This window comes from Phaeodactylibacter xiamenensis, assembly GCF_965229835.1.
Lineage (GTDB): Bacteria > Bacteroidota > Bacteroidia > Chitinophagales > Saprospiraceae > Phaeodactylibacter > Phaeodactylibacter xiamenensis.
Genome location: NZ_OZ245931.1, coordinates 2,107,842 through 2,127,426 on the forward strand (window position 1 = coordinate 2,107,842; position 19,585 = coordinate 2,127,426).

At 50.8% G+C, this 19,585-nt stretch carries 13 protein-coding genes; 9 read left to right on the forward strand and 4 right to left on the reverse strand.

Annotation, left to right across the window (positions count from 1 at the left end):
* Positions 1–64: 64 nt before the first annotated feature.
* Positions 65–3,517: a pyruvate carboxylase gene (locus ACO08I_RS07765; protein WP_282784654.1), complete on the forward strand. Its 3,453-nt coding sequence runs from the start codon at positions 65–67 to the stop codon at positions 3,515–3,517.
* Positions 3,518–3,605: 88 nt separating this feature from the next.
* Here ACO08I_RS07765 and ACO08I_RS07770 read toward each other — a convergent pair whose 3' ends face one another.
* Positions 3,606–5,735 carry an elongation factor G gene (locus ACO08I_RS07770; protein WP_282784652.1) on the reverse strand — a complete coding sequence of 710 codons (2,130 nt, stop codon included), beginning with the start codon at positions 5,733–5,735 and terminating at the stop codon, positions 3,606–3,608.
* Positions 5,736–6,031: 296 nt separating this feature from the next.
* On the opposite strand from ACO08I_RS07770, the gene ACO08I_RS07775 reads away from it, so the two are divergent.
* From ACO08I_RS07775 to ACO08I_RS07805, 7 genes are all read left to right on the forward strand, one after another.
* Positions 6,032–6,928 carry a hypothetical protein gene (locus tag ACO08I_RS07775; protein WP_282784650.1) on the forward strand — a complete coding sequence of 299 codons (897 nt, stop codon included), beginning with the start codon at positions 6,032–6,034 and terminating at the stop codon, positions 6,926–6,928.
* On the forward strand, positions 6,928–7,455 hold the full coding sequence (locus ACO08I_RS07780) for a GNAT family N-acetyltransferase (RefSeq protein ID WP_421948984.1): 528 nt from the start codon (positions 6,928–6,930) through the stop codon (positions 7,453–7,455). The genes ACO08I_RS07775 and ACO08I_RS07780 overlap by 1 nt, the downstream gene beginning before the upstream one ends.
* A gap of 80 nt (positions 7,456–7,535) precedes the next feature.
* Positions 7,536–8,264 carry a metallophosphoesterase family protein gene (locus ACO08I_RS07785; protein WP_421948985.1) on the forward strand — a complete coding sequence of 243 codons (729 nt, stop codon included), beginning with the start codon at positions 7,536–7,538 and terminating at the stop codon, positions 8,262–8,264.
* Between the two features lie 48 nt (positions 8,265–8,312).
* The gene (locus ACO08I_RS07790; protein ID WP_421948986.1) at positions 8,313–8,516 is read left to right on the forward strand and encodes a DUF4177 domain-containing protein; all 204 of its coding nucleotides are present in this window, start codon (positions 8,313–8,315) and stop codon (positions 8,514–8,516) included.
* Positions 8,516–8,995 carry a DUF4112 domain-containing protein gene (locus ACO08I_RS07795; RefSeq protein WP_421948987.1) on the forward strand — a complete coding sequence of 160 codons (480 nt, stop codon included), beginning with the start codon at positions 8,516–8,518 and terminating at the stop codon, positions 8,993–8,995. Before ACO08I_RS07790 ends, ACO08I_RS07795 begins: the two co-directional genes overlap by 1 nt.
* A 279-nt stretch (positions 8,996–9,274) precedes the next feature.
* Positions 9,275–12,553, forward strand: coding sequence for a ThuA domain-containing protein (locus ACO08I_RS07800; protein ID WP_421948988.1), 3,279 nt, complete (start codon positions 9,275–9,277; stop codon positions 12,551–12,553).
* A 217-nt stretch (positions 12,554–12,770) separates the two neighbouring features.
* On the forward strand, positions 12,771–13,883 hold the full coding sequence (locus ACO08I_RS07805) for a T9SS type A sorting domain-containing protein (RefSeq protein WP_421948989.1): 1,113 nt from the start codon (positions 12,771–12,773) through the stop codon (positions 13,881–13,883).
* A 41-nt stretch (positions 13,884–13,924) separates the two neighbouring features.
* On the opposite strand, the gene ACO08I_RS07810 is transcribed toward ACO08I_RS07805, so the two are convergent.
* Positions 13,925–16,117, reverse strand: coding sequence for a DUF5916 domain-containing protein (locus tag ACO08I_RS07810; RefSeq protein ID WP_421948990.1), 2,193 nt, complete (start codon positions 16,115–16,117; stop codon positions 13,925–13,927).
* 338 nt (positions 16,118–16,455) lie between these two features.
* Between ACO08I_RS07810 and ACO08I_RS07815 the strand changes: the two genes are divergently transcribed.
* Positions 16,456–18,492, forward strand: coding sequence for a dipeptidyl-peptidase 3 family protein (locus ACO08I_RS07815; protein WP_421948991.1), 2,037 nt, complete (start codon positions 16,456–16,458; stop codon positions 18,490–18,492).
* Between the two features lie 466 nt (positions 18,493–18,958).
* Here the strand turns inward: ACO08I_RS07815 and ACO08I_RS07820 are convergent, their stop codons facing one another.
* Together ACO08I_RS07820 and ACO08I_RS07825 are read right to left on the reverse strand one after the other, a co-directional pair.
* Entirely contained in the window at positions 18,959–19,261 is a 303-nt protein-coding gene (locus ACO08I_RS07820) for a type II toxin-antitoxin system RelE/ParE family toxin (protein ID WP_044229748.1), read from the reverse strand.
* Positions 19,258–19,536, reverse strand: a complete 279-nt coding sequence (locus ACO08I_RS07825; protein ID WP_282784628.1) for a hypothetical protein — start codon at positions 19,534–19,536, stop codon at positions 19,258–19,260. The genes ACO08I_RS07820 and ACO08I_RS07825 overlap by 4 nt, the downstream gene beginning before the upstream one ends.
* Positions 19,537–19,585 lie beyond the last annotated feature (49 nt).

Genomic DNA, 19,585 nt, shown 5'->3' on the forward strand with positions numbered 1-19,585 from the left:
GTCCTACCGGCAATTACTATCTTCCGGGCGGCCCTACCCTCACTTTCAATCAACAGCGAAAACAATGATTCCAGAACGCAAGCGATTTAAAAAGCTCATGGTAGCCAACCGCGGAGAGATTGCTATCCGCGTCTTGCGCGCCGCATCCGAGCTCAATTTACGGACCGTTGCCATTTATACGTACGAAGACCGCTATTCGTTGCACAGATATAAGGCAGATGAGGCTTATCAGGTGGGCGAAGATAATGATCCGCTCAAACCTTATCTGAATATTGAAGAAATAATCCGGGTAGCTAAGCTGAATGAAGTTGATGCCATCCACCCTGGTTATGGTTTCCTCTCTGAGAATGTCACCTTCGCCCGGCGCTGCCGCGAAGAAGGCATCGAATTTGTGGGGCCATCGCCGGAAAGCATGGAGCAACTGGGCGACAAAGTGGCTGCCAAAAAGCTGGCCCGGCAGCAGAATGTCCCTCTTATCGAAGACAGTCAGGAGCCGCTGAACAGTGCCGAAATCGCACTGAAGGAGGCTAAAAGAATCGGGTTCCCGGTAATGCTAAAGGCAGCATCCGGGGGCGGTGGCCGGGGCATGCGCGTGGTACGCAAGGAAGAAGACCTCGCCAATGCCTTTCAGGAGGCCCGGCGGGAAGCAGGCAATGCCTTTGGCGATGATACAGTATTCATAGAAAAGTTCATTGATCAGCCTAAGCACATCGAAGTACAGCTGCTGGGTGACAAACATGGCAACCTGGTCCACCTATTCGAAAGAGACTGCTCTGTACAGCGCCGCTTTCAGAAGGTAGTGGAGATCGCCCCCTGCCCTTCTATCAATGAAGTCACCAAGCAAAAGCTATACGACTACGCTATCCGGTTGGGCAAAGCGGTCAACTACAGTAATGCAGGCACGGTGGAATTCCTGGTCGATAAAGACGAAAACGTATACTTTATAGAGGTCAACCCCAGAATACAGGTAGAGCACACCATCACGGAGGAGGTAACGGGCGTCGATATTGTCCGCTCCCAAATCCTCATTGCGGCGGGCTATGAGCTGAGCCACCGGTCTATCTACATCCGCAATCAGGAAGATGTGGAGTGCAGTGGTTACGCTATTCAGTGCCGGGTGACCACCGAAGACCCGGCCAACAACTTCAAGCCCGATTACGGTACCCTGATTGCTTACCGCTCCGCGTCTGGCATGGGCATACGCCTGGATGCCGGCTCTGCTTTCCCCGGCGCAAAAATTTCGCCTTACTTTGACTCCATGCTGGTGAAGGTGACTGCCTGGGGCCGGACGATGAAAGGGGCTTCTCAGCGTCTTCACCGGGCGCTGCGGGAGTTCCGGGTACGGGGCGTGAGTACCAATATTGGTTTCCTGCTCAACCTGCTTCGGGACCAAACATTTCAGCAGGGGCTTGCCACCGTCAACTTCATACAAGACCACCCCGAGCTCATGGCGATGCCCAACTGGCGGGACCGTGGCACCAAGCTCCTCCGCTACCTGGCAGAAGTCATCGTCAATGACAATCCGGATGTGAAATACAAGGACGAAAGCAAAATTTTTATCGACCCGGTAGTGCCCGCTTATGACCCTAAAGCCCCGGTACCCGATGGTACCCGGCAGAAACTGCAACAGCTCGGTGCGGAAGGCTTCGCGCAGTGGCTCAAGGAACAAAAAGCCGTTCAGTATACGGATACCACATTCCGGGATGCCCACCAATCTCTGCTGGCCACCCGCATGCGTACTTACGACATGGAAAAGGTCGCCCGCAGCTTCGCCCTGCGCCACAGCGATGATGTCTTTTCTATGGAAGTCTGGGGCGGCGCCACTTTCGATGTTTCCATGCGCTTCCTCAAGGAATGCCCCTGGAAGCGCCTGCAGTTCCTGCGGGAAGCGATTCCAAATATCTGCTTCCAAATGCTGCTGCGGGGCTCTAACGCGGTAGGTTATACTGCCTATCCGGACAACCTCATCATCAAGTTCATAGAGGAGGCTGCTGAGGCAGGCATTGACATTTTCCGGATCTTCGACTCCCTCAACTGGGTGGAAGCGATGAAGGTCAGTATCAAAACCGTAAGGGAACGCACCGACAGCATCGCGGAGGCCTGCCTTTGCTATACCGGCGATATCACCGACCCCACCCGGACCAAGTACACCCTACAGTATTACCTTGACCTGGCCAAACAGCTGGAGGATCAGGGCGCTCACATTATCGCCATTAAGGACATGGCAGGCTTGCTGAAGCCACTGGCTGCTGAAGAACTGATCAGTGCGCTGAAGGACACCGTCCACACCCCAATCCACCTGCATACGCACGACACCGCCTCCATTCAGGCCAGTACCTACATGACTGCGGTAGAAGCTGGCGTGGACGTGATAGATGTCGCCATCAGTTCGATGTCTGGCCTGACCTCTCAGCCCAACTTTAATGCCGTGGCTGCAGCCATGAAGGGGCATGAGCGGGAACACCCGATCAACCTGCACTCTCTGAACGAATTCTCCGCCTACTGGGAAGCCGTGCGCCGGTACTACTATCCGTTTGAGACCGAACTGCGCTCCGGTACCGCGGAAGTCTACGAGCACGAAATCCCCGGCGGGCAGTATTCCAACCTGCGGCCACAGGCGCGGGCACTCGGGCTGGAAGAAAAGTTTGAGACCATCAAAAAGAACTACCGCGTAGCCAATGATCTATTCGGAGATATCGTCAAGGTAACCCCTTCTTCCAAAGTGGTGGGCGACATGGCGATGTTCATGACCTCCAATAACCTGACTCGTGAGGACATCCTTCAAAAGGGGCATACGCTTTCCTTCCCTGATAGCGTCAAGGCCCTCATGCGGGGCGACCTGGGCCAAACGCCGGGCGGCTTCCCCAAGGACATCCAAAAAATTGTCCTCAAAGATGAGCAGCCCTATACCGAGCGGCCCAACGCCCACCTGGAGCCGGTTGACTTTGACACGGAATATGCCGAATTCAAATCCCGCTTTGGTGAATACCTGGACATGCGTAACTTTTTGTCCTATAAGCTGTACCCCAAGGTGTATGAAGAATACCGCGAGCATTACGATAACTATGCACTGGTCAGAGCCCTCCCCACGCCGGCCTTCTTCTTCGGCCTGAAGCCTAATGAAGAAATCATTGTCGCGCTTGATGCGGGCAAAAGCCTGCTGATCAAGTACATCAATATGTCTGAACCGGACGCACAGGGCGTGCGCCTGGTATTTTTCCAACTCAACGGGCAGACCCGCTCCGTACCGGTGCGCGACCGCAAGGTACAGTCGGAAGTAGTTGTGCACCGCAAAGCGGAAAACGATAAACAGGTGGGCGCCCCGCTACAGGGTAATCTTTCGAAAATACTGGTCGAGGAAGGGCAGGAAGTAAAAGCCAACAGCCCGCTCTTCACCATCGAGGCTATGAAAATGGAGTCTACGGTTACTTCTCCCATAGCTGGTACGGTCAAAAAGATTTTCCTGACCGAAAAAACGCTGGTGGAACAGGATGACCTGGTGATTGAGCTTTCTTAAGATCGCCTGCTGCAAAAAAAACCGGGAGCGCAGCACTAAGTGCCGGCTCCCGGTTTTTCATACACCATTAGTTTGAAAATAAGAGAAGCTAAGCTTCAGAAAGCTCTTCCTCATGCGCTTTCATCAGTTCTGCCTGCAGGTCATGAGGTACAGATTGGAACTCCAGGAATTCCTGATGGAATTTGGCACGCCCCTGAGATAGGGAACGCAAGCGGTTGGAGTATTCATATAGCTCTGCAAGTGGCACGTGTGCAGTAATTTTCTGATAGTGCCCATCACTGTCCATACCCATAATAATGGCGCGGCGAGTCTGCAAGTCTCCCATGATATCCCCCAAAGAGTCATCAGAACAGAGGATTTCCAATTTGTAAATAGGTTCCAGCAGTTGAGGCGCCGCTTCTTTGAATGCTGTGCGGAAGGCGTGTTTGGAGGCCAGCATGAAAGCCATATCGTTCGAATCCACACTGTGCATTTTTCCATCGTAGATACTTACGCGGATATCCTGGCAGTGAGAGCCGGTCAGCGGCCCTTCTTCCATACGCTGCAGCAGCCCTTTCTTGATCGCATTGGAGTATTTTGCATCAATAGAACCACCGACGATGCACCAGTAGAAAGCTAACTTGCCGCCCCAGGGCAGTTCTTCCACTTCTTTTTTACGTACGCTCAGCCCATCCGGGTCAGGCATGCCATCTGTATAAGGCTCTACCCGGAGGTGTACCTCGGCAAATTGACCGGCACCGCCCGTTTGCTTTTTGTGGCGGTACATGCTGTCGGCACTCCTGGTAATCGTTTCCCGGTAAGAAATACGTGGCTTGGTGAACTCCATCGTAACATTATGCACTTTCTCAATCCGGTACTTGATCAGATCAAGGTGCAACTGCCCCTGCCCGTGCAGAATGGTCTGCTTTAGCGTAGCATTTTGCTCAACAATAAGCGTAGGGTCTTCCTCTTCGATCTGATGCAGCGCTTTGTAGAGCTTCTCCATATCGTTGGCGCTCATCGGCTGAACGGCCTCGCGGATACGTGGTTCCGGGAAGTGGATCGGATCAATTTGGATATCCGTACCTTTTTCGTCAAGTGTATTGTTGGTGTGCGTATTCTTGAGCTTAACCGTGACGCCAATATCACCGGCTTTAAGCTCCGTAACCGGTTCCCGGTTTTTGCCCTCCGCGATGAAGATTTGCCCAAATCGCTCTGTAGTCTGGTTTTTCTGGTTCACCAGTTCATCACCAGTTTTCAGCGTACCGGCATACACCTTAAAGTAAGACACCAGCCCTACCTGAGGCTCCGTCATGGTTTTATAGACAAACACGGTAGTTTCGGCATTACTGTCGCAAGCCAGTTTCTCATCCGTACCAACGAGCCTTGCTGCCGGGCGGTCAGCCGGGGAAGGGCAGACATCATTGATGAAGCCCATAATGCGGCCACTGCCCATATTGCGGATCGCAGAGCTGATGAAAACCGGGAAAATATCCTGATGCGCGATGGCGATACGCAGCCCTTCCGTCAACTCTTCTTCGGTAAGGGTACCCTCATCGAAGAAGCGCTCCATAAGGCCTTCATCATTCTCAGCTGCGGCTTCCACCAGTGCGTTGTGCATTTCCTGGGCGCGCTGCATTTCAGACGCCGGAATATCATGCTTCTCCGGTTTTCCGCCCCCGTCAGGGAAGACGTACATCACCATGCGCAGGGCATCGATAATTTTACTAAAGCCAACGCCGGTCTCCACTGGGTATTGCACCGGGATCACCTTTTCGCCAAAGCGGTCCTGCGCCTGCTGCAGGGTCGCATCGTAATCTGCTTTTTCAGTATCCAGCTGATTGATCACAAAAAGGCAGGGCGTTTCGAAGCGCTCCACATAATCCCAAATGAGTTCCGTGCCTACTTCCACGCCGTTCTGAGCGTTGAGCACCACTAGTCCGGTATCGGCCACCTTAAGGGCGGAAACCACCTCTCCAATGAAGTCGTCGAAACCAGGTGTATCCAGAATATTAATTTTAGAATCTTTCCACTCGGCATGCGTTAGTGAGGCGAAGATAGAGTTGCCCCGTTCTTTTTCGATGTTGGTGTAATCGGATTGCGTGTTTTTTTCTTCTACCGAGCCGATTCGTTGGATATCGCCTGCTTCAAAGAGCATACATTCTGTGAAGGATGTTTTGCCACTCCCCGGGTGGCCAAGTAAGGCGACATTGCGGAGATTTTTGGTGTCGTAGCTCATATGTAATTGGTTTTATATTTGCTGTAAGATCTATGGTCTTAAGGGTACAGTATATGACGAGGCGCATACTACGGCAGTGACATTTCCCCACACATTGGGAAGCGGCACTCAATATATCCTATAATTCCACTGATGCGACTCAATACGGAATTAAATTACGATTTTAAATTGTTTTTCAAAACTAAATCCACAACCATAAAGCACAACTTTCAAAATTAGTCGGAATTGCAGGCTCAGTGAAGCATTGATATGCCTGAGAATGCTTAAATTCAACCCCAAACTAAGACCTCGACACTATGATTGGAATGCTACAGGTCGTCATTGGCCTAATTTTCGTACTGCTCCTGCTCAGCCTGCTGGCCACCACGATGATGGAGCTCGTGGCCTCGGCCTTCTCCCTGCGCGGGCGCAACCTGGAAAAAGCCCTGCGCAATATGCTCGCTTCTACTGAGGTAGACGACCAGCTGGTAGCGGCTTTCAAAGACAACGCCCTGTACAAACAGCTCTCCTACAAATACGGCAAAAAGCGCTACTCCCCTTCTTACCTCAGCGACCGCTCCTTTCAGTCTATCCTGATGGAGACCATCCTGAACGGGGAGGGCTTTGACCGCATAGAGGAAAGGCTGGATACCTTACCGGATGCCGACCTGAAAAACGTCCTGAAACAGTTCCTTCGGGAATCCGAGCACGATGTGGAAGCCTTCAAAGGCAAAGTCTGCACCTGGTATAACGATGTGATGGACCGCGCCTCGGGCTGGTATAAGCGCTATACCCAAAAGATTCTGGTGGGTATGGGGTTCTTCATAGCAGTGGTTTTCAATGCCGACACCCTGGCCATTTACGAGCGCCTGGAGTCCGACCCGGAAACCCTGCAACAGGTGCTGACCCTTGCTGAAGACTACGTCAATGGAAAGGACGGGCTGGAAATTGCCCCGCCTCAAATGTCGCCCGAATTCGATGCTTCCCTCCGTAAGCTGGAGTTTATGATCAACGATCAGATTGAGTCTGTCAAGTCGCCACTGGGCCTGGGCTGGAAAAACGTAGACTGGTCGGAAGTGACCTGGTACGATGTGGTCCTGAAGCTCCTGGGCTGGACGGTTACAGCCCTTGCGGTTTCCCTGGGCGCGCCCTTCTGGTTTGATCTTTTGCGCAAGCTCGTCAACATCCGCAGCTCCGGAAATAAACCTGAATAATGCCCCTGTTTACTGAATTTGAAACGGAACGCCTCTGGCTTAAGGTGACCGACCTCCCGGATGCCGGCCTCATCCTTGAGCTCCTCAATACGCCCAAGTGGCTGGAGTTCATTGGTGACCGCAAGGTATACAGTATAGCAGATGCAGAAAACTACATCCTCGAACGCATCCGCCCGCAGTATGAGCGGCTGGGTTACGCCAATTATACCCTCATCCGCAAAAGCGATGGCGCCAAACTAGGCTGCTGCGGTTTGTACGACCGGGTGGGGCTTGAGGGCGTGGACTTAGGATTTGGGCTGCTCCCCGCTTACGAAGGGCAGGGCTACGCCCGGGAAGCCGCCCAACGGCTCATTGAAGCCGCCTTCAACGAAATTGGCCTGACAGAGCTCACTGCCATCACTGTAGAGGCCAATACCTCCTCCCGAAAACTGCTGGAGCGGCTGGGGTTCCGGTTCGAGCGGATTGTCCACCTGCCCGATGACCCTGAGCCTCTGCTTTACCTTAAACTTATGCCCAGCAACCCTTAATACCCAAATAACTACCGCTTCGTAAAATTTAGGAACCACTAACGACGTTAGCAACAAGCAATCAACGACGGCCCCTTACTATGAGAATTGTACAACTGACCGATCTGCACATAGGCTTGGAAAACGAAGACACCTATGGCGTGGACGTCCGGCAGAACTTCCTCCAAATCCTTGACAAAGCCAAAGCTCAACGCCCAGACCTCCTGGTCATCTCCGGCGACCTTTGCTACCGTGACGGGGATGCGCGCATTTATGCATGGATAAAACACCATCTGGATGAGTCCGGCCTGCCCTATGAAGTCATGTCAGGCAACCACGATGACCCGGTACTGCTTGCCAGAGCATTCGGACGGGAGGGCTTGCTCAAAGGCAAAGAACTGTACTTCAGCCGGGAGTACGCTGACCGCACGGTACTTTTTCTGGATACCACCACTTATGAAATGCCGGCAAAGCAAATGGAATGGCTCTCCGAAGCCCTGAAAGCCATAAAAGGGCCGGCACTCGTCTTTATGCACCACCCGCCCCTGCCCGGCGGCGTCCCCTTTATGGACAGCAAGCACAGCCTGCGCAATATGGAAGCCGTACAGGCCGTCTTTTTCGAACATCCTCATCCCGTCCAAGTCTTTACCGGGCACTACCACGTTGAAAAAATAGTGACCAAGCGTAACCTCACCGTGTACATCACCCCTTCCTGTTTTTTTCAAATCGGACAACGATCCGAAGATTTTGAGGTAGACCACTACCGTATCGCCCTTCGGACTATAGACTGGAGCAACGGAATGATGATGAATGCGGTCCACTATTTGTAAAACTGCGCGGATTCGTTAATTTGTGGTCCAACCATCTATTCAACCACTATGAAAGAATACCGTATAGAATCCCTGATCTACTACAGCAAACTTACACTGGACCGGGCACATATCCTCAAAGATTCCACCAAAGACATACAAAAAAAGCTGGACGAGTACGCGGCCGATGGCTGGCGGCTGGCCTCCACAGATATCGAAGACTTTGGTTCCGGTATGTACTTTTACCTTTACTTCGAACGCGACAAACGCTAATGGCACATCAATCCCCTTCTCCCACGCCCTACGAAGACCTGAAATGGCTGGATACCATTTCGGACCTGCTCGATACCCGCTACCGTATCCCCGGTACGAATATCCGGTTTGGAGCAGATTTCCTGCTGGGCCTCATTCCCGGTGCAGGGGATGCCCTCACCTTTGGTATTTCCGGATTGCTGGTGCTGGTGATGGCACGCAAGGGCGCGAGCGGTATGGTCCTCTTCAAGATGATTGGCAATATTGTACTGGACGTGATCGTCGGCGCCATACCCATCCTCGGCGACCTCTTCGACCTCGGGTACAAAGCCAACCGCCGCAACCTCCACCTCATGGAAGAGCACTACAAAGAGGGCAGGCATCAGGGCAGCGCCTGGGGGCCGGTAATTTTGGTCGCCCTGGTATTACTTGGCCTGTTCTTACTCACCATTTTTGTCATTTGGCGTATCCTCAGCGAACTGATCCAACTCATTTTTTAAGTGCATGTAGGGCGATGGGATAAAAAACATTCGTGGATTCAAGTTAGACGATTCAAAATGCATATAACAGATGGAGCTTATATTTGAGCCTCTGTAAAAAAATTTGGCCCCTCTGTAGTAGTTTACCCACCTTATTACCCGTACTTTAGGAGCATCAGATAAATATTTCACAGGATGATCAACAGAGCTGGAATCTTTCGCCAGGCTATCCATGCACAATCGTTATTCTTTTTTTTGTGCCTTGCCCTTCTTTGCTCCTGCTCGAAAAGAGAGCAGCGCGTGCTTGTTTTTTCGAAGACGGAAGGGTTCCGGCACGCTTCTATAGAAGCTGGAGCTACCGCCCTAAAAGCGTTATATGAATCAGAAGGCATGCAGGTCGTCCTCACCGAGGATGCCGCTTATTTTACTGAAGATACGCTGGAACAGTTTTCAGCGGTCGTTTTTCTGAATACCACCGGTGATGTTTTAGACCCTGCCCAACAAGCGGACTTCGAGCGCTATATTCAGGCGGGCGGAGGCTTTGTGGGCATACATGCGGCGACCGATACGGAGTACCACTGGCCCTGGTACAATCAATTGGCCGGGGCTTACTTTGATGGGCATCCGGCTATTCAGGAAGCTGAACTGCATTGTATAAAGAGAGAGGATCCCTGTTGTCAGCATCTCCCCGAAATCTGGTCTATTGAAGAGGAGTGGTACAACTTCAAATCCATCAATCCTGCCATCGAGGTATTAATGGAAATTGATGAATCCTCCTACGAAGGGGGCCGCAACGGCGCCAACCATCCTATGGCCTGGAAGCACCACTTCGATGGCGGGAGAGCTTTCTATACCGCCCTCGGGCATAAAGAGGAAACGTATCAGGACCCCTTGTTTCTAAAGCAGGTTTTGGAGGGGACCAGATTTGCGATCGGCAATAACAGCCTGGACTACTCAAAAGCTACAACCTTCAGCGTCCCTGAAGAAACCCGTTTCAGTAAGCAGGTGCTGGATTTCAACCTGGACGAACCCATGGAGCTCGATGAGTTAGGGGACAGAGGCATCATCTATGTCGAGCGAAGAGGTGCCATTAAGCTCTATGACTATCACACCGGGCAGGTAAAAACCTTAGACACCCTGGACGTGCACTATGATAACGAAGACGGCTTACTGGGCATAGCGGTTGACCCGGATTATCAGAAGAACAATTGGGTTTATGTGTTTTACTCGCCCAACATATCAGAAGCGATACAGTACATTTCCCGTTTCACTTTAGCAGATGACCAACTGACCGACGAGAAGATACTGTTGAAAATCCCCTTAATCCGGGAATGCTGTCATAGTGGCGGCTCTTTGGAGTTTGGGAAAGACGGCCTGCTGTACATAGGGGTGGGAGACAACACCAACCCTTTTGAATCCTCAGGCTACGCCCCAATTGACGAAAGGCCCGGGCGGGAACATTTTGACGCCCAACTATCAGCAGCAAACACCAATGATTTAAGAGGTAAAATCCTCCGGATTAAGCCGGAAGAAGATGGCAGCTATTCCATTCCGGAAGGCAACCTTTTTCCGGTAGGGACAGCAAACTGCCGCCCGGAAATCTTTGTGATGGGGTGCCGGAACCCTTTCCGGTTTTCGATTGATTCCAACACAGGTTATTTGTATTGGGGCGATGTCGGCCCGGATGCCGGCGCTCCCGACAGCCTGCGGGGCCCGGCTGGTATGGGCGAGTTCAACCAGGCCAGAACGCCTGGTTTCTATGGCTGGCCTTACAGCCGGGGGAATAACCAAATGTATACAGACTATGATTTCCGTTCAAAAACATCGGGTGCTGTTTTCGATCCCCAAAACATCATCAACGATTCGCCCAATAATACGGGGCTTCGAAACCTGCCGCCCATTCAGGAGTCCATGATTTGGTACAGTTACGAAGCCTCTGATGAATTCCCGTGGCTGGGATCGGGAGGCGTCAATCCCATGTCAGGCCCTATCTACCATGCTTCGGATTATCCGGAATCTGAACATACCTTTCCTTCCTATTTTGATGGCAAATGGTTTGTTTATGAATGGATGAGAGACTGGATCTACGTGGTACATCTTGATGACAACCACCAATTTGTTCAGGCCGATCCCTTTATGCCGGGCACAGCGTTTTCTCATCCGATGGATATGCTCTTTTCCAGAGATGGCAAACTGTATGTCCTGGAATATGGCCAAAAATGGAACAGCCGGAATTTGGATGCCCGCTTATCGGTCATTACTTATAACAGAGGGAACCGCCCTCCTGTGGCCCGATTCGAGGCCAACAAAGAAACAGGCGCTGTACCCCTTACGGTCCAATTTTCAGCGGCTAAGTCCCTGGACTACGATCAGGACCCACTCACCTACACCTGGATTATTGGAGAGGAAGTAATGCAGGAGGACGCTCCAGCTTTCACCTATACCTTTGAAAGCCCCGGCATCTATGATGTAAAGTTGATCGTGACCGATACAAAGGGCGAACAGTCCAGCGTGAACAAAAAAATAATGGCCGGTAATGAACCTCCAGCTCTGCAAATCGCACTAAGTGATCATGGCACTACCTACTGGACCAACAAAAAGGTCAGGTATGAAATAGCCGTGAGCGACCTGGAAGACGGCAGCACCTCCGACGGGACGCTGGATGCCTCAAAAGTAAAAGTGACCCTCAACTACATTCCCGAAGGTGAAGATATCATTCTCGCAAGCATAGGCCATCAGCAAAACGTAACGCCCAAAGGGCTCAGCCTGATCGATGCCTCGGACTGTAAAGCCTGTCACGCAAAAGATAAAAAAGTAGCGGGCCCGAGCTATATAGACATTGCCAAACGCTATGACAAAAAGGACAAACAAACACTGATTCACCGCGTCATCAAAGGGAGTCAGGGTATCTGGGGGGAAACGATGATGGCACCCCACCCTCAGCTGACCGTGGAAGAAGTGGATGCAATGGTGAATTATATTTTATCCCTGGACCCGGAAAAGCAAGTCAGTGAAAAGCTACTGCCCTTATCCGGAGAATTGACCTTCAACGAACATCCAAAAGACGCGGAGGCTGGCAAGTATGTGCTTATGGCCTCTTACCTGGACCAAGGGCATCCTGACATTGAGGGGTCTTCACTTTCCGTAGTAAAAGAATTGACGTTTATCCCGCCCAAAATGGAGTTAGAGCACGCTGTTGACCTCGATAAGGAATTGGGTGTCTGGGAAACAGACGGCCGGACAGTGGTGGGGTCTATAAAAGATGGAAAACATTTCAAATTCGATCCGATCAGTTTTGACCACTTAAGCAGCATCAGCATCGGGGCAGCATTTGGGGCCGACTACGCCTACTACGGTGAAGTGGAGATTAGAAAAGGCCGGGAGAACGGTATGCTTCTGGGCAGGCAAACCATCGAGTACTTCGATGAAGACAAAGGAGACTTTAAAGTTTTTGAAGTCCCCATCAACCCAACGAGTGGCTTAGACACGCTCTTTTTGGTCTTTAAAAACCCGGCAAATGAGACTCAGTACACTATGAATGGAGATTGGATTCAGCTGAATTATTTTGGTAAAAAGTAGTGGAGCGAATCATTTTAGAACCGCTCCCGGAAACTGCTGATACCACCGATAGCAGCAACCATTACGGGCCAGAGTGTAGCGAGCCTGCCCGCTTTGAGTTGTTTAAGGCTAAATACTTACCTTCTTGAAAAAGCCTTACCCGGCTTACTGCAACAGTTCTGGAACCGCGCAATACTGGCATTGCGGTTCCAAATGCGTAATAAAAGACAGACAGATTGTGCAAAAATTAACCTTAGCCGCCCTACTGCTCTTCGGAGCGCTTCGTACCACTGCCCAGATCACTGACTTGGAAGAAAAGTATAATCTGCCCGCAGTCCTGAGTGAATCCTCGGGCGTGATCTTCTTCGACAACCGGCTCATCAGCCATAATGATTCCGGTAATGAAAATATACTTTATGAACTAGATCCGGCCACCGGCGAAATAACCAGAACCGTTACAATCGCTAATGCCACAAATGCAGACTGGGAGGATATCTGTCAGGACAGTACATCAATTTATATAGGCGACATTGGAAATAATAACGGCAACAGAACGGACTTGAAAATCTATAAGATCAACAAGAACGACTATCTGGACACCACCCACGTCTCAACAGAGGTCATAAATTTCAATTACGCAGATCAGCTGGACTTCCCATCCAACCCTAATAATACGGAATGGGACGCAGAAGCATTATTTACCTTAGATACCATGCTAATCCTGCTGACCAAAAACTGGGTTACAGGATTATCTAAGGCTTACCCAATTCCAAAGATGAGTGGGGACTACGCTGTCAGCCCTTTACCCACTGCATTGAACAGCGAAGGGTTAATCACCGGTGCCACCTTTAATGATGCCACTGGTAAGTTGTATTCAGTGGGGTACACCCTGCTGCTGCAACCCTTCCTGTGGATTAGTGAAGGCTTTTCAGGCAGCGATGTCTTCTCCGGGACCAATACGCGAATCCCCCTTACCAGCCTTGGGCTCGAACAAGTCGAAGCCATTACCCATATAGCCCCCGATTCGTATTTCATGACCTCTGAGTCCTTCAGTATCCCTCCATTCTCGGAGGAGGCAAAGCTCATATCATTTTCCACCCAAGATGTTGTGAACCTTACTGAAGCCCCCACGGGTAGTCCTGTAAGGCTATTTCCAAACCCCACCGGGGGTATGCTGCATATTGATGGGCCGGAATTGGCCTCCATCGAAATCTACGATGTAAATTCAAGGCTTGTTTACCATGGCAACAGCCGGGAAATCAACATCTCCGGATTAAGCAAAGGGATTTATTTTGTTAAAATTAGGCTATCCAACAGCACCCTTATGACCAGGAGGCTCATCAAAATCTAACCCAAACCGCTTTATACCTTTCCCGGAAAGCGGTCCATGCTTTAGAGGTTCAGCCAGTAAGTCAGCTTCAGCACAAGCGCCCGGTTTTTGCTGCCAAAGTCTTCAGGAAGATAATTTTCTGTGTAGACAACAAACAAATCCGAGGCAGGCTGATACCGCCATTGAAAGCGGGCATTCAGGTTGATATTGTTCAAAACGTTATTGTACTGTACGTAGGTCGTCAAAAAAATCTCATCCGTAAAAGTCAAATCGATGCGGGGCCCAAACAGGAAAAGCTGCTCCTGTCCGTAGGCTTCCGGTAGCCGCAAATCGTTGAAATCGAAGCGTAATGCCACATTCCCAAAAGGCTGATAGCGATAGGCAAGCTCTCCACTCAAATTAAAGTTCTCTCCGTTGTAAAAGCCCCCGTAGCTACTGCTGATTTGGTAGAAAAACCGCTTCCTCGGGTTGCTCCTGTATTCAATTGAAGCGGCGTTCCAATTGTACTCCTCCCCTTCCATAAAGCCCCTGAATTCATCCGGGTCCAGCAGGTTAAAACTATTGGTGAGCCTTTGGTAAACGTAATTGTAACTCAGCTCCAGCGATGAGGCATTATTGAATTCGAATTGATAGCCCAGCCCATAGCTTCGGTCGGTATTGGTCCCTCCCGGAATGTAGGTATGGTCGAAGTCAAAAAACGGCCCCATTCGAATGATGGATTCCTTTTTCGGGAAAAACTGGTAGGCTGCGTTTCCAAAAAAAGAATACTGCCCCGGATATACCCGTATGCTCGGCACAAACCCAGCTTCCGCATTAAAAAATTCGTTAATAAAGGAAAATCCGGACCTGATGCTTACCGTGCGTGTGGAATAACTGCCAAAAACCAGTCCGGAAAGATTCTCCCGGGCATTGAAATCATCAAACGATTTCGCGATAAAAGAACTGTGGTACCATTTCGTGTCCTTACTTGACATCTCCACATCGAGGCTAACGACCCGGTTGTAGGTATTCGGCCTTAGTTCTGTGCGGTCTCCCACTTGGACTTCCCGGAACACGTTATCGCTGAAGAATTTGGTGGAATCCTCTGGCTCTACCCCAAAACTCTGTTTGTTCACAAAACTAAGGGTGACGTTGGATTGTGCCCAGAAATTCCTTTGCAGGGCCGCGACGGTATAATTTTGAGCAGGTAAGCCGATGGAAGCTTCCTCCCTCGTTTGCATATTTAAGACATTCACCCGCCATTTTTCACTCAAAGAGCCACTTAGCCGGGCGCCATAGGCAATAGGTACCTGCTGAAACAATCCGGAAGAATCCGCCGCCAGCCCAATCCGACGGGAAAAGAAAGGCCTTGCCCCGGGAAAACCCGCCAGATCGAATAAATCACTGTTTTCCAGAAAAAACTGCCGCCTTTCCGGGAACTGAAATTCAAAGCGGGTCAGGTTAATGATCTGATCGTCAACCTCTACCTGGGAAAAATCAGGATTAACCGTGAGGTCGAGATTTAAGGAGGGCGTAATGGCGATTTTCGCATCGAAGCCAGCCTGAAAGCCCGTATTCTGTTCCACCGGTTCCACCTCGTTGTCGGTAGAAGTATTAGCCGTAATGTAGGGGATAAAGGAGATATTGGTTTTAGCCGGTGGAATGGGGTCATCCCACACCAATTGCCCGCCGTACGGGAAGGAGGCCGAAACAAACTGTATGGGCGTTCGAATCCAGCTGGTCTTTCGGTTCCTTTTCAGCTCCCAGCGGTCCATCGAAATATGCCATTCGCGGATGTTGCTTTTATAGCGGAAGCTTTTGAACGGGATAGCCAGCTCGGCGATCCATTTATCCTCGTAGCGTACGACATTGGAATACCACTTATTATCCCAAAAAGTGCTGTAGGAATCATCGCCTGTCCCACCTCCGGTAACCGTTCCTTCCATCTGAACTCCGGCAGGGGTAATGACGAAGAAAAAGCCATTCAGTTTATCGTTGTAAGGCCCAACTGCAAACCCTACATTATCATTTAGCGAATAATCAAAATCACGCCGCAGGGAGTTGACGATATCTGGCGTTTCATCGTCAAAGCAGACAAAGGAAACATAAAAGAACTCGTCGTCAAAGGTAAAACGAGCCTCCGTCTGAAAAGGCGCTCTCAGCGTGTCTACCGGGTAATTGGTGTACCAATCATCCGCAACATCCGCAGTCTGCCAGTCGGGTTCGTTGATTATGCCATCCAGTATTATGGCACCTGTGGCTTTTTTGATGTGCAATTCCTTACCGGGTTGATTCTGACTAAAGCCAGCAGTGCAAAGCCCTAAAAGGGCCCCTAACAGGAACAGTAATGATCGGGCGTTCACCATCTCAAGAGTTGGGCATCTGTTGTTAACATATAGACTAAGGCCTGATAAAATTAGAAATAATTTAGGTACTTATTCTATTTTCGTTCGTAAGCGGAGTATGCCCCAGGGAAGGGTAAGGAAGAGTACGATATTCGGAAGCCCGCTCTTTTGGCCCGGCTGGAATCACCAGGCCCTGCTTAATATTTTTCATAATTTAGCGTATCTTCAACAGACTCATCCAACTCATTTTCTAACCATCATACCTTATTATGAATAAACAATGGCTATGGATGCTGGGGCTCGTTGCCCTTATCGCATCTTGCAATCAAAATGCAGAACCAACTACCGAAAACACCACTGAAACCACCACCGAGGATTCCGATGAGGGCTTTCAGTACCTGACGGAAACCTTCGCCGACAAAAAGATGATCCGCTACCGGGTGCCGGGCTTCGATAAGCTAAGCCTTGATCAGAAAAAGCTGGTGTACTATCTCGTGGAAGCCGGACTGAGCGGGCGCGACATCATGTACGATCAAAACTACCGCCACAACCTGGCTATCCGCGATGCCATCGACAAAATCGTAGCCGGCTACGAAGGCGACAAATCGGGCGAGGACTGGAACAACTTCATCGTGTATGCGAAGAATGTCTGGTTTTCCAATGGTATCCACCACCACTACTCTAATGACAAGTTCCAGCCCGAGTTCTCACAGGCCTACTTTCAGGAGCTGATGAGTGCCGTGGGTGCCACCCTCTCAGATGAAGCCCTCACTGCCATGTTCGATCCGGAAGTAGACGCCAAGAAGATCAACCAAAGCGCCGATGACCTGGTCAAAGCTTCAGCCATCAACTTCTACGACCCCGACATCACACAGGCGGAAGCAGAAGCCTTCTACGCGAACCTGAAAGCCAACCTGGAAAACGAACGCGTCTCCATGGGTCTCAATTCCAAGGTTATCCGCAACGAAAACGGAGAACTGGAAGAAGCCGTTTACCACGCCGATGGGATGTACGGCCCCGCCATTCAGCAAATCATCTCCTGGCTGGAGAAAGCCGTGGAGGTAGCAGAAAACGAAGCACAGGCCAATGCCCTTCGGCTCCTCATCGAGTATTACAAAACCGGCGACCTGGAAACCTGGGACAAATACAACATCGCCTGGGTCACAGCTACCGAGGGAGACATTGACTACATCAATTCCTTCATCGAGGTCTACAACGACCCGCTGGGCTACAAAGGCTCTTACGAGAACATCGTTCAGATCAAAGACTTTGATGCTTCCGAGCGTATGGCCGTTGTTTCCGAAAATGCGCAGTACTTCGAGGACAACTCGCCCATCATGGACGAGCACAAGAAGAAGGACGTCGTTGGCATTACCTACCGCGTGGTAGCCGTAGCCGGTGAATCCGGGGACGCCTCCCCCGCCACCCCCATTGGCGTCAACCTACCCAATGCCAACTGGATCCGCGCCAAGCACGGTTCCAAGTCGGTGAGCCTGGGCAACATCATTCAGGCCTACGAAAAAGCAGACGGCCCCGGCTTGCTGCAGGAATTCTCCCATGATGAGGAAGAAATGGCCCGCGCCCGGGAATACGGTTCCCTGGGCGGCAAAATGCACACCGCCCTGCACGAAGTAGTCGGCCATGCTTCCGGACAACTCGAAGATGGCGTAGCCACACCTAAGGAGACCCTTAAGAATTACGCCTCTCCTCTGGAGGAAGCCCGTGCTGACCTGGTCGCTCTATACTACATTATGGACCCCAAAATGCAGGAGCTTGGGCTGGTCCCTTCCGACGAAGTAGCCAAGGCAGAGTACGATGGCTACCTCAAAAATGGCTATATGCTCCAACTTCGGCGCATTGAGCCCGGCAACACCATTGAGCAGGCCCACATGCGCGACCGGCAGATGATCTCCCGCTGGACCATTGAGCAAGGTACGGCCAATGGCTCCATTGAGATCGTCAAGCGCGACGGCAAGACCTACATCGACATCAAGGACTACGCGAAAGTACGGGAGCTGTTTGGCGAGCTGCTGCGCGAGGTGCAGCGCATCAAGTCGCAGGGCGATTATGAAGCCGGCAAAAACCTGATCGAAACCTACGGCGTACAGGTGGATGCCGAACTGCATGCGGAAGTGCTGCGCCGGTCAGAGAAACTCAACATCCCGCCCTACGGTGGCTTTATCAACCCCCGCCTCGTGCCGGTTATCGGTGAGGATGGAGCCATCACCGACATCAAAGTGGAGTACCCGGCTGATTTTACGGAGCAAATGCTGGAGTATGCGGAGAAGTATGCTTTTCTGAAGTAAACATTGGCAAGCCGCTGAAAGGCGCACCGCAGGGCTTCGGCACTGCGGTGCGCTTTCTTCCATACTGCCTGATGGGGTTCCGCAGCGCAAAGTGTCCGCCGAAGCCTGGCGAAGGTGGAGTAGCTAATTGTTTCATGGCCTGATAGCTGGCGCGTAGACGCAGTTCTTAGATGCTGCACTGCCTGACGCTTTCGGTGCAGGCCGGAGAACGAACTGCGTTGTCAGCTTCCGGGAACCGACAGCGTCAGTACTATATTGACGACTAAATGCCTTGGTCATACTGACACTAAAGGTCAGCACAAGTACAAATTGCTACGTATCAGCATCTACTCGCCGAAGCAATTTGGAAAAGTCTCAAACCACTTTATAAGGAGGATAACTGCAACGTTGCATTTGGTTGTGGCGGTTGGATTTTGGGTTTGAGGGTTTTGGGTTTGAGGGTTTTATGATGAAGGCAACGAGAGGTTCATGGCTTCATCTTGTCCGTATCCTGACGAGTATCAAAAATATCAGTGATGATAATGAACGGTGCTGCCAATAAGTAAATGATCTTGTACAGTGTTCCAACAAGCAGTGAACGGTGTCCTTTTCCCAAGTCCTTTAGAGACGCTTCTTCAGGACCTAATTCAGGGAAGTCTTCCAGTTCTTTTGCTCTATCCAGTATTTGACGAGCAATACGACGACCCTTTTTAGGGTTCCCTTTGTCGGTGTAATAGTCTTGTATTTGACTCAACCTTCGATTGGCGTTGGTTGTGAAGCGCAGTTTCATAAACCCAACGTTCGTTTCACTTCTTCCAGGTCATGGATACGGCCAGCTTCGATATCAGCTTGTGAAGCTAAGGCTCTGGCGACAAGTTCTTCTTTTGTCATCGGTTTGAGATTCTCTTCATAAGCGGCGATCCGCTCCTGACGAGCTTGCTCTAAAGCATCCGACTGATAGTTTTTAAACAGACTTTCTGCCAGTTCGTCCAGCACTTGAAGCATCTTCTCATCGGCCTGCTCAATACGAAGATGTAAACGCTCCCTGATCTGATCGACGCCCATGGCTTTTGCTTTAGCTTGATAAAAGTGGTTACCTAAAGATAACGGTTTT